This window comes from Halalkalibacter sp. HAAS-P013, from assembly GCF_056619925.1.
Genome location: NZ_JBWQTU010000001.1, coordinates 652040 through 667368 on the forward strand (window position 1 = coordinate 652040; position 15329 = coordinate 667368).

At 37.5% G+C, this 15329-nt stretch carries 18 protein-coding genes, 1 pseudogene and 1 riboswitch; of the genes and pseudogenes, 6 read left to right on the forward strand and 13 right to left on the reverse strand.

Features of this window, described 5'->3' with window-relative positions; genetic code table 11:
• Positions 1 to 32: 32 nt before the first annotated feature.
• From queF to queC, 4 genes are read right to left on the reverse strand one after another with little or no spacing between them, the layout of a single operon-like run.
• Positions 33 to 530 carry a preQ(1) synthase gene (gene queF, locus AC1FXP_RS03415; RefSeq protein WP_480058772.1) on the reverse strand — a complete coding sequence of 166 codons (498 nt, stop codon included), beginning with the start codon at positions 528 to 530 and terminating at the stop codon, positions 33 to 35.
• An 18-nt stretch (positions 531 to 548) separates the two neighbouring features.
• A complete protein-coding gene (gene queE, locus AC1FXP_RS03420; protein WP_480058774.1) occupies positions 549 to 1256 on the reverse strand; it encodes a 7-carboxy-7-deazaguanine synthase QueE in 708 nt (235 codons plus the stop codon).
• Positions 1253 to 1678, reverse strand: coding sequence for a 6-carboxytetrahydropterin synthase QueD (gene queD / locus AC1FXP_RS03425; RefSeq protein ID WP_480058776.1), 426 nt, complete (start codon positions 1676 to 1678; stop codon positions 1253 to 1255). Before queD ends, queE begins: the two co-directional genes overlap by 4 nt.
• Entirely contained in the window at positions 1675 to 2343 is a 669-nt protein-coding gene (gene queC, locus AC1FXP_RS03430) for a 7-cyano-7-deazaguanine synthase QueC (RefSeq protein WP_480058778.1), read from the reverse strand. The genes queD and queC overlap by 4 nt, the downstream gene beginning before the upstream one ends.
• Before the next feature lie 239 nt (positions 2344 to 2582).
• Positions 2583 to 2626: riboswitch (PreQ1 riboswitch) on the reverse strand.
• Positions 2627 to 2748: 122 nt separating this feature from the next.
• Between queC and AC1FXP_RS03435 the strand changes: the two genes are divergently transcribed.
• From AC1FXP_RS03435 to AC1FXP_RS03445, 3 genes are all read left to right on the forward strand, one after another.
• Positions 2749 to 3981, forward strand: a complete 1233-nt coding sequence (locus tag AC1FXP_RS03435) for an aminopeptidase (protein ID WP_480058780.1) — start codon at positions 2749 to 2751, stop codon at positions 3979 to 3981.
• 183 nt (positions 3982 to 4164) lie between these two features.
• Positions 4165 to 5361, forward strand: a complete 1197-nt coding sequence (locus tag AC1FXP_RS03440; protein ID WP_480058782.1) for a YncE family protein — start codon at positions 4165 to 4167, stop codon at positions 5359 to 5361.
• A 128-nt stretch (positions 5362 to 5489) separates the two neighbouring features.
• Positions 5490 to 5735 carry a DNA alkylation repair protein gene (locus AC1FXP_RS03445; RefSeq protein ID WP_480058784.1) on the forward strand — a complete coding sequence of 82 codons (246 nt, stop codon included), beginning with the start codon at positions 5490 to 5492 and terminating at the stop codon, positions 5733 to 5735.
• Between the two features lie 25 nt (positions 5736 to 5760).
• On the opposite strand, the gene AC1FXP_RS03450 is transcribed toward AC1FXP_RS03445, so the two are convergent.
• A complete protein-coding gene (locus AC1FXP_RS03450) occupies positions 5761 to 6924 on the reverse strand; it encodes an alpha/beta hydrolase (RefSeq protein ID WP_480058786.1) in 1164 nt (387 codons plus the stop codon).
• A 208-nt stretch (positions 6925 to 7132) separates the two neighbouring features.
• On the reverse strand, positions 7133 to 7663 hold the full coding sequence (gene msrA, locus AC1FXP_RS03455; RefSeq protein WP_480058788.1) for a peptide-methionine (S)-S-oxide reductase MsrA: 531 nt from the start codon (positions 7661 to 7663) through the stop codon (positions 7133 to 7135).
• Between the two features lie 266 nt (positions 7664 to 7929).
• On the opposite strand from msrA, the gene AC1FXP_RS03460 reads away from it, so the two are divergent.
• Positions 7930 to 8193 carry a YuzF family protein gene (locus AC1FXP_RS03460; RefSeq protein WP_250096313.1) on the forward strand — a complete coding sequence of 88 codons (264 nt, stop codon included), beginning with the start codon at positions 7930 to 7932 and terminating at the stop codon, positions 8191 to 8193.
• A gap of 155 nt (positions 8194 to 8348) precedes the next feature.
• Here AC1FXP_RS03460 and AC1FXP_RS03465 read toward each other — a convergent pair whose 3' ends face one another.
• The 5 genes and pseudogenes from AC1FXP_RS03465 to AC1FXP_RS03485 form a co-directional block, all read right to left on the reverse strand.
• The gene (locus AC1FXP_RS03465; protein WP_480058789.1) at positions 8349 to 8648 is read right to left on the reverse strand and encodes a HesB/YadR/YfhF family protein; all 300 of its coding nucleotides are present in this window, start codon (positions 8646 to 8648) and stop codon (positions 8349 to 8351) included.
• A 325-nt stretch (positions 8649 to 8973) separates the two neighbouring features.
• Positions 8974 to 9124: pseudogene (locus AC1FXP_RS03470) on the reverse strand (chemotaxis protein CheV); the annotation flags it as partial.
• Between the two features lie 95 nt (positions 9125 to 9219).
• Positions 9220 to 9951 (reverse strand): SurA N-terminal domain-containing protein, encoded by a 732-nt coding sequence (locus AC1FXP_RS03475; RefSeq protein WP_480058790.1) that lies wholly within the window; start codon positions 9949 to 9951, stop codon positions 9220 to 9222.
• 282 nt (positions 9952 to 10233) lie between these two features.
• The gene (locus tag AC1FXP_RS03480) at positions 10234 to 10518 is read right to left on the reverse strand and encodes an iron-sulfur cluster assembly accessory protein (RefSeq protein ID WP_480058791.1); all 285 of its coding nucleotides are present in this window, start codon (positions 10516 to 10518) and stop codon (positions 10234 to 10236) included.
• A 58-nt stretch (positions 10519 to 10576) separates the two neighbouring features.
• On the reverse strand, positions 10577 to 11512 hold the full coding sequence (locus AC1FXP_RS03485) for a dipeptidase (protein WP_480058792.1): 936 nt from the start codon (positions 11510 to 11512) through the stop codon (positions 10577 to 10579).
• A 91-nt stretch (positions 11513 to 11603) separates the two neighbouring features.
• On the opposite strand from AC1FXP_RS03485, the gene AC1FXP_RS03490 reads away from it, so the two are divergent.
• Together AC1FXP_RS03490 and AC1FXP_RS03495 are read left to right on the forward strand one after the other, a co-directional pair.
• Entirely contained in the window at positions 11604 to 12038 is a 435-nt protein-coding gene (locus AC1FXP_RS03490; protein ID WP_480058793.1) for an Hsp20/alpha crystallin family protein, read from the forward strand.
• A 15-nt stretch (positions 12039 to 12053) separates the two neighbouring features.
• Positions 12054 to 12437 (forward strand): YppG family protein, encoded by a 384-nt coding sequence (locus AC1FXP_RS03495; RefSeq protein WP_480058794.1) that lies wholly within the window; start codon positions 12054 to 12056, stop codon positions 12435 to 12437.
• A gap of 350 nt (positions 12438 to 12787) precedes the next feature.
• On the opposite strand, the gene AC1FXP_RS03500 is transcribed toward AC1FXP_RS03495, so the two are convergent.
• The gene (locus tag AC1FXP_RS03500; protein ID WP_480058795.1) at positions 12788 to 13954 is read right to left on the reverse strand and encodes an MFS transporter; all 1167 of its coding nucleotides are present in this window, start codon (positions 13952 to 13954) and stop codon (positions 12788 to 12790) included.
• 111 nt (positions 13955 to 14065) lie between these two features.
• The gene (locus tag AC1FXP_RS03505) at positions 14066 to 15283 is read right to left on the reverse strand and encodes an EAL domain-containing protein (protein ID WP_480058796.1); all 1218 of its coding nucleotides are present in this window, start codon (positions 15281 to 15283) and stop codon (positions 14066 to 14068) included.
• Between the last annotated feature and the right edge of the window lie 46 nt (positions 15284 to 15329).

A 15329-nucleotide genomic window follows, 5' to 3' on the forward strand; every position in this document is an offset into this window, starting at 1 on the left:
CGCATTTGGTGACAGCTCATTCATTTTTATATTTATCTATTATCAATCGTCTCCGGATACATATCATGATTCATTAATCGATGCTCTGCTATTTTCTCATACTTTGTTCCACGCTTCCCGTAATTTGTATACGGATCAATACTAATCCCGCCGCGTGGAGTAAATTTGCCCCATACTTCTATATAACGAGGGTCCATCAGTTCAATTAAATCATTCATAATGATGTTCATGCAGTCTTCATGAAAATCACCATGATTACGAAAGCTAAACAAATATAGTTTTAATGACTTACTTTCAACCATCTTCACATCTGGAATATAACTAATATAGATCGTAGCAAAGTCTGGTTGATTTGTCATCGGGCATAAAGATGTGAACTCCGGACAGTTAAATTTCACAAAATAATCGCGATTTTGGTGTTTATTTTCAAACACTTCTAACACAGAAGGGTTATAGGAAAAGTCATAGGCTGTTCCTTGATTACCGAGTAGCGTTACCCCTTCTAGTTCTTCTTTTTTTCTTCCACTCATTGTTTTTTCTCTCCTTCTTTACACGCCGCGCTTGTTTCCCCAAATCAGAGTATGAAGCTGTGGCAATACCTTTGCATCATTCATAACGTGCGATTTTGTCGCTTTTTCAATCAACCATTCATAACGTCTTAATAATGTTGATAATAAAGCACGATCGTCTGTTGTTGCTACGTCCTCATTACCAATTTGTAAATAAAACGGTATATGTGGATAGCGCGAATGAATCGACTCTGCAAACCGGAAGTCTTCATCATCAAAAACAACCACTTTCAAACTAACGTTTCTATTCTCAAGCTCTTTAACATAGAAATCAAGCTTTTCATAGTCCGTTTCCATCAATGAACTTGGTGGCTTCGGTGATATGGTGACATCGTCAATTCTTCTCATCCAATCTTTCCAGATAGATCCTTGCGTTTCAACTGCCACTTTCCAGCCTTGCTCGTGACAGAGGTCGATAAGTTCAACAATACCTTTATGAAGCGCAGGATTCCCTCCTGAAATCGTTACATGGGAGAATAAATCACCACCGATTTGCTTTAACTGCTCAACAATCGACTCCGCTTCCAGTAATTCACTTCTGACAGATCCATCCCATGTAAAGCTAGAGTCACACCAAGAACAGGAGTAATCACAACCACCTGTTCTAACAAACATCGTCTTTTGTCCAATTACCATACCCTCACCTTGTATCGTTGGACCAAACACTTCCATTACCGGAATCTTCATGCTAACTCCTCCGGTTTCGGACGGTAAACGACATAGCTCGTCGGTGTTTCGCGAACGACAACTTGCAGGCAATTCGGTTTGTTATCCTGAGTTTGCAGCTCTGTTTGAACAGCCTTCCAAATTTGCTCAGCTACTCTTTCAGTTGTCGGAAACACTTGTTTAAATTCAGGATGATCATTTAAGACCGTATGATCAAAACGTTTATGAACAAGTTCTTTTATTCGTTTGAAATTAATGAGAAATCCTAAATCATCTAAAGTATCTCCACCAATAGTAATATTAATAAAATACGTATGTCCGTGCATATTTCTGCATTGGCCTGCTGCATCATTTGGGATAAAGTGAGCAGCAGCTAAATGCATATCTTTATTTAACTCATAGCGATACGAGTGAGGCACTTGCGGGTAGAATTGCTGCATCATACGTTATTCCCCCCTTGTTTCTCTAGAAGGTATGCTTCTAACCCTTTCTTGCGCAAATCACAAGAAGGACAGTTCCCACATCCATCACCTCGTACACCATGATAGCAAGTTAATGTTTTTTCTCTAATGAAATCAAGCGCATCTAACTGATCAGCTAACTTCCATGTTTCAGCCTTATTTAACCACATAAGCGGTGTATGAATGATAAACTGCTCATCCATTGCTAGATTTAGCGTGACGTTTAATGATTTAACAAAACTATCACGACAATCAGGATATCCGCTGAAATCTGTCTCACATACACCGGTAATAATATGACGCGCCCCAATAGCTTGTGCGTAAACGGCAGCAAACGATAGGAATAAGTGGTTACGACCCGGAACAAACGTTGAAGGAAGTTCTCCGTTCTCCCCCTCTTTAACCTCTATATCACTTCTAGTAAGTGCATTTGCAGATAACTGGTTAATTAAAGTCATATCAAGCACATGAAAAGAAACATCCAATTCATCAGCAATTTCGCGTGCACATTCAATTTCATCATGGTGGCGCTGTCCATAGTCAAAAGTAACTGTTGCTACTTCTTTAAATTGATCAAGAGCCCACAATAAACAAGTAGTACTATCTTGACCACCACTAAAAACAACGACCGCTTTTTCATTTCTCATGTCTCATTTCTCCTTTTTTAAAAAGTTTACAGTCGAACAAAACGACAACATAAACTCTCTTTGAAGAAAGAGCATTCGATAACTCCAAACGGGTATATTTGTTCTCCTCTACTACTCATATTGTCTATTTATTAGGGGACATTATGAATAGTGTATTTAGAAAGTACCTATTCTAATTACGAACAAAATATTGTCTTTTTATAAATGACAAGAAACTGCACTCTTTTGACTGTACAGTTAACACCTTAGTTTTTTATAGAGGGAGTTTGCGAACCTCTTATCTTTTTCCACTATATATAATATCACAAAAGTATTCTAGGCCGCTATTCTTTTCACTCAGTTGCAAAGTTGATAAAATAGATAATGCAGGTAAATTTATACATAATAGAAAAGAGGACTGATTATATGTCAACCTTTCAAGAGAATTTAGAAAAATATGCAGAGCTTGCGGTGAAAGTCGGAGTTAACATTCAACCAGGGCAAACACTTGTCGTTAGAACTCCCTTAAATGCTGCAGAATATGTTCGTGCGGTAGCAAAAAAAGCGTATGAAGCAGGCGCTAAAAATGTTCATGTTGAATGGAGCGATGAAGAGCTAACAAAAACAAAATATGAGTTAGCGCCAGATGAAGCATTTAATGAATTTCCAGAATGGGTGGCAAAAGGCTATGAAGAAATGGCTGAAAAAGGCGCTGCTTTCTTAAGCATTACCGGATCAAATCCTGACTTATTAAAAGATGCAGATCCTGAACGTGTGTCAAATGCAAACAAAGCAAGCGGAAAAGCAATGGAAGGCTTCCGCTCATACATTATGTCTGACAAAATTAGCTGGTCTATCGTTGCAGTGCCTTCTTTAGGATGGGCAAAAAAGGTATTCCCTGAAGACTCTGAAGAGAAAGCCGTTGAAAAATTATGGGAAGCAATTTTTGCAGCCACTCGTATTAATCAAGCCGATCCTGTTTCAGCGTGGCAGGAGCACCTATCATTACTTGATGATAAAATGAATACGTTAAATGAAAAGCACTATTATGCTCTTCACTACACGTCTGAAGGAACAGATTTAATAATTGAATTACCTGAAACTCATTTATGGGTAAGCGGTGGAAGCGTGAATAAGGATGGCGTGCAATTTGTTGCAAATATGCCAACAGAAGAGGTTTTTACTTCAGCTAAGAAAACGGGTGTGAACGGCACGGTTTCAAGTACGAAGCCATTAAATTACGGCGGAACACTTATTAATAACTTCTCTCTTACGTTTAAAGACGGAAAAGTCATTGATTTTAAAGCAGAAGAAGGATATGAAACATTGAAGCGTTTACTTGACACGGATGAAGGTGCCCGTTTTATTGGAGAAGTAGCGCTTGTCCCACACAAATCACCTATTTCAGATACGAATATCCTTTTCTACAATACGCTATTTGATGAAAATGCATCAAACCACCTCGCTATTGGCTCAGCCTATGCATTCTGTATCGAGGGCGGAAAAGATATGAATAAAGAAGAACTAGAGAAAAACGGTTTAAACACAAGCCTAACACACGTTGACTTCATGATTGGCTCTGCTGATATGAATATCGATGGAGTGTACGAAGACGGAAAGCGCGAGCCGATCTTCCGGGATGGGAATTGGGCGTTTTAATAAAATATTTTATATAACAGCAATCCTCCAAACAAGAGATTGCTGTTTTTGTTTGATTTCATAATTAGCAATAAAAATAATGTAAAAATGTTGTAAATATTTAAAACTTTTGGTATAGTTTATAATCGTAAAAACATATTAATCTTATATGTTTTTAAAAATTATTTACTTTAGGGGGATATTATGACTAAGAAAAAAGTATTATTCAGCCTTATGCTAGCAATGATCTTATTCATTGTTACAGCATGTGGTGAGGCTTCTTCAACTGATGAACAGCCTGAAGAAACTGCAACTGAAGAATCAACTGAGGGTACAGAAGTTGATACGAACGGTGACGAGGAAGAAGAAATTACTGAAGAAGCGACTTCGTCTAATTATGAAGTTTGGGTAGCGGACCAAGGAACAAACGAAATACATATAATTGATGGTGCTACCCATGAAATCATTGAAACAATTGATTTTAATGATGTTGGTGATAAGCCGCATATGTTAGTATTCGATGATGAAGGCGATTATGCTTATGTAGCAAATATGGGATCAGGAACAGTTTCTGTTATTCGGGCAGAAGACCGTGAAGTCCTAACTACTCTTGAAACTGGCGAAGGAGCTCATGCTGCAATTCCTAGTCCTGATGGAGAACGTGTATTGGTAGCAAATGTACCCGCTCGCTCTCTTTCGGATATCTCAATAGATAAAGAAAATGAAGAATTTGTAGTAGAAAGAGAATTAGATTTAAGTGCTGTTGAAGCTCTACAAGATGAAGAGGAGTTTCCTAACCAGAATCCAATTTGCTTGGCATTCACAGCGGATGGTAAGAAAGCTTATGTTACTCTTGGCGGTGGCGGCTTAGTCGTAGTTGATGTTGAAGATTTAGAAGTCATTCAATCATTTGGCAAATCTCAAGTAGGAGCTCATGGGTGTGGAACAATTCTTTCGCCCGATGGTAAGTATATGTTCGCTAACTCCGGTTCAACAGAACTAGCTGAGTACTATGTTTTTGACACAGAAACGGATGAGCTAATATTCACAGGAGAAACTGGCGGAATTGATGCTCATGGAGTTCGCATTTCAAAAGACGGAAAACACCTTTGGATGGTTAATCGAGTCACTGACGATGCTGCAATTATTGATGTTGAAACATTTGAAGTAGTTGATACAATCGACTTTGTTGGAGATGCTCCAGATTTAGTAACATTCTCTCCTGATGGTTCATTATTCTACGTAACACTCCGTGGACCTGAGCCAGCAACAGGAACACATGATATGGCTGGTGAGACACCTGGGGTTTCCATTATTGATGTTGAATCAAAGACAAAAATTGACCTTATTGAACTAACTGGAGATCCACACGGAATTGATTTACGTATTGTAAATGAATAGTAAATAAAAAAGAGTAAAAGAGGTCCTTATTCCTAAGGATCTCTTTTTACTCTTTTACTCTATTTCCTAAACTTACCTCTCCTTTCAATACGTTCTTTGGAAAGACTAACCGTAAAGGAGGAATAGTTATGACAAATCCATATTTATGTCCCAACTGTAAAACGAACCGTTCTCGCTTTAATTTAATTCAACAAGTTGCCACACCTGTAAAAATGGACGCAAGAAGCGGCGATATTATTGAACAATATGAAAATAACAATGCAGGGCCATTACACATGACTTACCGAGGTCCTGAATTGCGGGTTCAATGTGCGACCTGCGGTTTGATTGAGGAAGAAAGAATGTTTGTAAAAAGAGCACAACAACAGCAATAGGAGCCAACTAGTGGCTCCTATTGCTTTATTCAAATATCGATAATGCTTGCTTTCCTAATAAAAAGCTTCCTATCGCGTATGCTTCTGCTTGATCTCTCACTTTCATCGATCTCGTTGTTGTTCCTTCATAGACATAAAGTTGGTATGGCTTATATGTCGGCTCCTCTTCAAATGCTGCTCGTAAAAATCTCGACGTTTGATTAAGCCCATGATTGCCGCGATACATCAATTCATAGAAAGATATGAATCCGTGCATCACACCATTATAACGAATCGTTTGTACTGGAACGCCATGTTCTGCAAGGCGCTTCGCATAAGCTTCCCCTTCATCACGAAGAGGATCAAATTCTGCTGTAATGACAATAGCAGGTGGTAAATTATAGAGATCTTCTGCATCTAACGGCGAAGTGTAAGCATGAATCCATAAAGACTCATCCGGTGTATACGTATCACGTGCCCGTAGCATTACACTCCTAGAAAGCAAGTAATATCCACTATCATAAGTCGTTCTAGAGTCAAACTCAATGTCCTGAAAAGTGGTTAGCGGATATAGAAGAGCTTGTGCTTTAATATCTGGACCATTCCGGTCTCTTGCCATAAGAGAAACAACCGTTGCAATGTTTCCACCTGCACTATCCCCAGCAACAGCAATGTTAGCAGGGTCGCCACCAAGTTCTTCTGCATATTGCCTTGCCCAAACTAGAGCATCGTAGCTATCCTCTATTGCTGCCGGGAATGGATGCTTAGGCGCTACACGATAACCTACTGCAATGACAATGCTATTCGTTCTCGATGCTAGCGCGCGAACAATATTATCATGGGTATGGATGCTTCCATATCCCTCCATGAAGGCACCACCGTGATAATACATTATAATCGGATGAGGACCTTCTTCAATTGGCCGATACATCCTTCCTTCGATTGTTGTTCCATCAGAGACTGGAATCTCAATCATTTCATTCATAAATCTAGGTGTCCCGCTACTAGATAGAAATCTTGGAGCTCTCATATCTGGTGTAACAAGGTTATGATGAACAGCATGTAGCAAAACAGCTGTTTTTGGAGGTACTTTTCCTGCTTCTGTATGTGACCAATAATGAACAAAAAGGATAACAAAAAGGGAACTAACTACAAACCCTAGTGACGCAACCATCATCCATATGCCTAATTTCTCAAATACTATTTTCACAGCGTCACCCCCATAGAAGAATCAGACTATTCCCATACTTTTATTATATCAGAAAAAGGATTTTTCAATAAGATATTTTCACAATTTTTTATATATTTTTACACATTTCACGTGAGTTTTTTTAGATTGTGCTACTATTAGCTTTGTTTTCTGTTATTCACAAAAAATTAACCAGATAGTAGCATCTGGTTAATTTTTTATGGAAGCGTCACTCCCAGTGCGATTTAATAAATTCATTACGGCCTGATTTTCTCCGATCTTCTTTATATTTATTTGGACTTTTTTTATAAAAATATTGGTGCTTCTCTTCTGCAGCATAGAACGTCGAAGCTTCTAATATCTCTGTCACAATAGGTTTTGCAAAACGTTTACTATTCTCTAATTTTTCTTTTGACTTTATGGCCTCTTCCTTTTGACTTTGATTATGATAAAAGATAGCCGTCCGGTATTGCGATCCTCGATCATGAAATTGTCCATCAGGATCAGTAGGATCTATTTGCGGCCAGTAAAGAGAAAGCAATTTCTCATAGGAGAAGCGTTTCGGATCGTATGTAATTTGAACCACTTCATAGTGTCCACTTTGCCCAGATTTGACTTGTTCATATGTAGGTTGTTCAACATGTCCTCCCATAAATCCTGATTCCACTTTTATGATGCCAGGTAATTCATCAAATGGTTGTACCATGCACCAAAAGCAGCCCCCTGCAAAAGTTGCCTTCTCACACGTTAATTCACTCATACTATTCCCCTTCTTTTTTATAATTATTGGTATTTAATCATTCAATTGTTGCTATTTCTTTACTTTCGCCTCAACTACCACACGATAAACATGGGTATCCTATTCGCAATAGTATAGCTCCTTTCTTGTACTTTTTCCTTCCTTTTTGAATTGCATAAGGCACATTCAATTTAATCTTTCATTCATTATTAGGCAGAAGCCTAGACAATGTGAGGGCACCTGCATAGGATAACAGTGGATTTTAAAGTTAAAGGAGGACATTTTTCATGCATTATCAAAACGTTACCCCTCAGTCTACTGAGCATAACCGTCCACAAATGGTTGCTGGTGTAGATCCTTTCATGATTCAAACGTTTCAATCTCTATTGCGTACGAATGTCGTTATTCAAACAACAGAAGGTCTTGTTCGCGGAGTTGTGGCCGATGTAAAGGCAGACCATGTTGTCATAGATGTGAAAAATTGCCCATTTTTTGTTCGGATTCAGCAAATTGTATGGGTAAAGCCTTCTATTTATCGGGACGAAGAATAATCATTAACAAATTGCAAATAAATTCTAAATAGTCATAGCTTTTAATAATAGAGCAGTTATTGTTCGCATATACAAAAAAGGTGTCCTAAAAGGCCATGTGGGCCTTTTGGACACCTTCTAAATCAATGGATATGCTTTCTCTTTTATATGTGAGTTTATTCTTGTACCTCATATACAAAGTCGATCTCTTCATTCTTCCGACTAAATTTCACCTTCAAATCATGACCTTTAAAATACCAAAGGTCCTCTTCCTCGATAAAGAAGGTGATTCCATCAATCTCTTCTTTTGCACCAATGATAGAAGGTGTTTCTTGACTGATCCCTAATGAAAATCCACTTTGAATGGACCCACACCCTCCATACCTTGCAAAAAAACGCACATATTCCCCTTCACCTTTTAAATTAAGCTCTTCCTTAAACCATTGCAATGCCGGTTTTGTAATTTGAATATTCATATACGTCACTCCCTATTACACATCATATCAATATGTTCCATGCCTTGTCTATGAAAGACTTCTTTAGTTATTTACCTTCCTAAAAAAAGTTTCTCATTGTCAACTTTTTTACAAGTGTGCATACTATATAATAAAAAGGAGGAATGAAAATGAGTATAACGAAACGCACATTGTATTATGCTCATTTGTTTAATAAAATGGGTTTACTTACAGAAGAACAGAAGAAACAGTTGGAGAAATCCTTACAAAAAAAATAAGGGGGTTATCTCAAAAGGTTGATTCAACCTTTTGATAACCCCGTTTTTGAGACAACCTACTCTTATTTCTATTTACTTTCCACTAATTCATCTAATCTTTCTACGAGTTGAACAAGTTCCGGCTTGCTAATTTGAGCATTAGCTCCTACTTTTTTCACCCTTATGATAAAGATCCGAAGTAATCAGCGAAGTGAAAATGACGACCGGGACATGAGAAAGAAGTATTTACAAGAAGTCCTTACAATTTTAAAAAGACTCGAACGTTAGCCACTTAAAATCGGCTTCTTCGTTCGAGTCTTTTATTTTGGGAACTATTACACGTTAACAGTTACGTCACTTTCTTCTCTTAAAGTAGAAAGAAGTTTTTCCATTTGCAATTGCTGTTCAATTTCTCCTCGTACTTCGTCTAGACTTGGAAGTTCTGTTTCTTCTGTTTCTGGCATAGCTGCGATAGCTTCATCATAAAAGAGTTGAATCTCTTCTTCAGAAACTTCAATTTCTGCAACCTTTTGCTCTACGTACTTATTGCTCTTCACGTTTTCAGCAACATCAGCACGAAGCTCTTCCATTGGGACACCTTGTGCTTCTAATAATTCTTGGAGCTGTTCCTCAGATTCAAGTCCAAACTGAGCCATCAAGTCTGTTACACCCATGTCAATTTCTTCTTCTGTTGCTTCGATACCTTCCTCATTTGCAGCATGTGTAACTAGGATAGAATTAATAATTCTATCTAGTACTTGATCTTTCACTTGGTCTAGATAGGCAGCGCCTTCCTCACTGTCAACATCAATTCCTTGCATAGCAAGCTGCATCGCTTCTTGCTCTAACGTAGAGACATAGATCTCTCTATCTACCTCTTCACCATTTACAATTGCAATTACATCAGGGATGTCCGATGTATCAATAAATGAATCCATTTCTTGTTCGCCTTCAACTGGCTCTTCAGAAGCGACTGGCTCCTCTTGTCCAGCCTCCTCATCTCCTCCACAAGCAGCTAGTCCAAATGCTAATGCACAAATTCCAATTCCTCTTACAAATTTTTTCAAGTCAATCAAACTCCCTTCTCATCTCGAAAACCTTTGGTTATTGTAACATAAATATAATTCAATTTCAGTCTAAGTCCTTCTAATTACCTATTGAATCGAAGACAAATATGAAAACTTATGAAATACCTAAACACATTCCCACTCGCTATAACAAGGTCCGTCTATTCCATCGCTATGTTATTTGAAAAACTATGTAAAAAACTGCACCTAATGAAGGGACTAAAGAAAACTAACTTTTTATTCACTAAAAGAAGAGGTCCGTGTGCGGCACCTCTCCCATCATTAACAACAGTCTTGGCCACCGCCAAGCATAACAAGACCAGCTCCACTCTCTGATTCTTGATAATCAAGAGTCAAGTCTGCTACTTGTTGTACTATGTCTTTTTCAATAGCTACATTTATACCATTGATCACTTCTTGTTGATCCGATTCTGCTGGTTCATCCAGAGCCAGCCCTAATTTAGGACCTCCTCAACCCATGCCAGCAAAAACAACACGAACTGTATTTAATCCATGTTCATTCATTGTTTCTACGAGAAAATCCTTTGCTCGATCTGTAATTTTCACCTTTCTTTCACCTCATTTCTACTACTTAAGATAATTATACTAAAAGCTCGTAAGAAAATCATACAATTCGATTTACTAATTGCTCAAAGTTACCTCTTACAAATTTTTGAACTTGAGAAGCCGAATAATGCTTTATTAATTCCTCTATTAAGTTTCCATATAGCCCGCTATGCTCTAATTCGATTACTTTGTTACTAATTCCATCAAAATCAGAGCCGAACCCAATATAATTTTCTGCACCTAGACTGCACATATGATCTACATGCAACAGAAGGTCCTTAATTGTTGCCTGTTCATTGCTGGTTACAAATTCTGGGCAGAACACGAGACCAATGTACCCTTGTTTTTCTACGAGTGCTTGAATTTGTTCATCATATAAGTTTCTTTGGTGGTCACAAATATTACGAGCATTAGAATGAGAGGCGACCGGATATTTTGCTAAATCCATCACATCCCAAAAACCATTTATACTTAAATGAGAAACATCAGTTAGCACTTTGTTTGCATTGTTCATGCGTACAAGATTTTTTCCTAAAGTAGAGAGACCTGCTCCACGAGATTCTCCTACACCATCAGCACAAAGATTCGCTTGATTCCATGTTAATCCAACTGATAGAACACCTAATTGATATAGGATAGAAAGCTTTGTTAAGTCGTCACCAATTGCATCTACACCTTCAAGCGTCAATATTGCTCCAATCTCATTCTCCTTTAAAGAATAAAAATCTGACCATCTTTTTATATGGCGTATCCTAGAACTAGATTTCAAAACCTTTTCATAAAAGATTTCAATTTGCTCCATTACAACCTGGAACTTCTGATCTTGTTTAATAAACGGTTCAACAAATATAGCATATAGTTGAACATGAACATTGCCCGCTTTTAGCCTTTCGACATTTGCATCAATATCAACATCAGTCAAATAATTGCGTTCTGGACGCTCCCACAATTTTAACAACGCGTCACAATGAGAATCAATAATTCTTATTCTCATATAATCCCTCCTTTAATTATTCTGCCTGCACCATTACTTTTTTTCTCTCATATATATATACTAATAATCTCTTAAGAAGGGGTGACATAAGATGTCAAATCAACAACCTTGGTCAAAAAAACTCCCTCAAAACTACCAAGATATTTTAAAGACTATAGATGGCTTTTTTCAAAATACGATGCAGCAAATTAATGATAATCCGTTATTTTTACCACCTATTCCTACCACTGTTTTCGAAACGAATGATTCATTAATTATTGAAGCTGAACTTCCTGGTGTTAGCAAAAGTCAAATTAACCTAGATATTTATCGCCAAGCAGTCAGAATTCAGGTCACACAGGACGAACGCTCTGAATATATAGATGATAAAAGCGGAATAACAGAGCGAGTCAACCAAACACAAACGAGACAGCGAGTCATTCCTGTACCTTTTTTCATTAATGAACAAGAGGTGAAAGCCACTTATAAAAATGGTCTTTTAAAAATCATTATTCCTAACAAACGTAAACAAATACCAATTGAATAAGGAGGTTGATTAGGAATGTTTCAACCTAGTCAAAATCATCAGCATCCCATGGGGCAAAGGCCACCACATTTTCACCATCCATCACAGTACCAGTCCCCATACTCTCCGTTTGGGCAACAGCCATTTCATCACCATCAACCACATCAGATGAATGGATTTATACAACCAATGCAGCAAGGTCCAGGCCGACCAAGACCACCTTTTGCACCTGGTATGGGAATGGGCAAACACCCGGGCTATAAGCCAAATAAGCCGTCTTTTTTCAAATCTGCATTTACAAATGAAAGTGGAAATTTTGATATGGGCAAAACGGTAAGCACCGTTGACCAAGTTGTTAAAACAGTTCATCAAGCTTCACCTATTGTAAAGACAATTGGCAGTCTCTTTGCTAAGAAATGAGTTACAACATTTTTAGTTGCAAAGCATAAGCGAGCGTTTGATTAGCATTTATCATTTTAAGCCCTTGCGAAGGGACGTAATCGATTTTAACAAATGCTCCAATCTCTTCAATTGTTTTGTCATCGTATACAAAAGTAAGTCCTTCTATCTCCTTTTGTGAATCATTAAGCCTCGACTCATCCAGAGTGAGGTCGTACGCAACCATCGTACTTCATTCAAACGTATCATATGCTCTAACACGAATGGCTTTTTCATGAAGATCCGTTCTATTAAAAAAATCAATTGCACGTTCCGTTAGAATAATATTCATACTAACTCATCCTTTCATTTTGTTAATAGGAGGTGTCTTTTTAAAAAGACGCCTCTTTTGTATGATTGGAACTTGCTTTTTTTTGGAAAATAACAAGACCAATCGAACCAATAAAAGCACTTCCTGCACCGATTAAATAAAGTGTCGGGATTGAAGTGACTTCAATAACGTAACCTCCAAACAAAGATCCAATAATTCCTGCAAGTCCAAAGATAACCGTAATAAAGAGGACATGACCTGTTGCTAGCAAATGTTCAGGTATTAATTTATTAATGATTTGGAACGCAGCAATATAAAATACAGCAAACGTTAATCCATGTGACAATTGGATTGGCAGGATCCACCATGGGTTTTCAACGAATGCCATCAAAATCCAACGTGCACCGTATAGGACACCTGCAAGAATGACAAACGTTAATGGAGTCCATTTTCTATACCAATAAGCAGTTGTAGCAAATATTAGTGCTTCAGCTGTGACACCAACAAACCATGCCCAACCAATCATAGCTTCAGGTCCGCCAAGTTCTACTATATAAAGTCCGAGATAAATGTCATTCGCTCGATGTGACACAGAGATGAAAAATGCCAAAAGCAAGAACAAAAAGAGCGAAGGGTTTGTCGTTAATTTCACAGCATCTAATACGGTTACAGGTTTATTTGTTCCTGGAACATCCTTGATATAGAAAGCTACCGCTAATGCAGTCAAAGCCATGAATAGCATTGGCAGCATTATTTTTTCGACACCTATCCATGTTAACACATAGCCAACAACAAGCGAAGTAATCGCAAATCCTAACGATCCCCATAACCGAATTCGTCCAAAGCTAACTTTTTTCTGAACCGATGTCTTTTGAGCAAGGGAATCACCCAATGCAGTGGTTGGTGATACAAAGAAAAACAAGATAAACATCATGACTAAATATCCTGCATACGTGTTCACAAACATAAACGTAATCGCAGTTACACTTAGTCCGATTAAAGCAATTAATATCATCTTCTTAATACTCTTATACTTGTCACTTAAATATCCCCACATAGGTTGTGCAATAATCGTTGCACATGGGCCAATTGCCATCAATAAACCAACTTGTGATCCTGTAAGCCCTTGGGATTTAAAGAATACTGGGATATAGCCATTAATAATTGTAATCGTTGAATGAGCAAAAAAGAGATAAGCCATTAAACGGTAAACCGAACGGTGATTCATACACGTCCTCCTAAACAATGACGCACCAGTATTTTCATAGAATTCACATGGTGATCATTACAATAATAAAGTCTGACCTAGTTGTGTATTCCAACTAAATCAGACTAACTCTCACAGCAATCCATCTTGTTCAAATAAATACGTATATGGAATATCAAGAAATAAAAATAAGTTATCTGTTATCGGATACGAGTACGTACGAATTCTCTCATCACGCTCGATATCCGTATATAAATCTGATAAAAAGCCTCTTTTTTCAATGTTCATTCGAACGATATTTTCAAGAAAGTAAGGACGCCAGCTCCAGTTTTTGGAGCGACCTTCTTCAATTAAAACCCACTTATTTTCATCATTTTTCTCTGCATTTGATGATTGCTGGAATCCTTCTGCATCACATACATAAATACGGAATGCATAGCGATCACAATCATTTGCCACTTTCGTTATCATTTCGTCATATGTGTCATCTGGACTGATCGTTTTCATCGTATGTTTCAATTGCATCGTTAACTCATTTGTTAAAGTAAACTGTGATTGCATCTTTTTGCGTTCATAAACAATAAAATGTTGAAATTCCTTTTGCATTTTCTCTCTGCAACAATCAGGTTCAATAAATGTAGCGTTCGGTGATCTCAAATAATATCCTTGATAATAACGACCACCATTGCGCCATGAATAATTGAGTTGATTAAAATTCGAAATTCCTTCAAAGAGCAAAGTAGCACCTATTTTTCTTGAAAGCATGGAAAGAGATTGATGGACTTCAGAATACAAATGCGGGAACTCCTCATCTTCCATAAATGCTACATCGACTTTAATTATGTTCGGTTTTAACATAGCAATTAGATCTAAGTTGCTGCCATTATGACCGACGTCATCGAGAGCAAGCCTAAATCCAAAACTTTGAATATAATAAAAAAAGTGCTTATTGTTATAGAAATAGTCAGCAACGTCATCTTCTTTTAACTCCAAGACAATTTGCTCTAGTTTTAAGCCTTTTTGTTGATAGCCTTCTAAACATTTAATAAACGTCTCACCATTGTCCTTTAAGAGTAATGACGTATCATAATTAAGAAACAAATATGACTTCTGATCTGTTGTAATAAATTGATCAAGAGCTAGCCTTTGGATGTGATCATCTAATTCTAATCGATACTCATCTGGAATATTCTTGTCTTGAAAAAACCAGCCTAAACTTTTATCGCCTTCATCTGTTTGAAGTCTCGCCAAGACCTCATAACCAACTACAAGTTGTTTATCAGCACTAAAGATTGGCTGATAATAAGGAATAACCCGTTCTTTATTCATCATAATATCTAAAGGATCCATTCCACACACCTCCACTCAAAAGACATGTTCCTTTTGAAGTACAGCC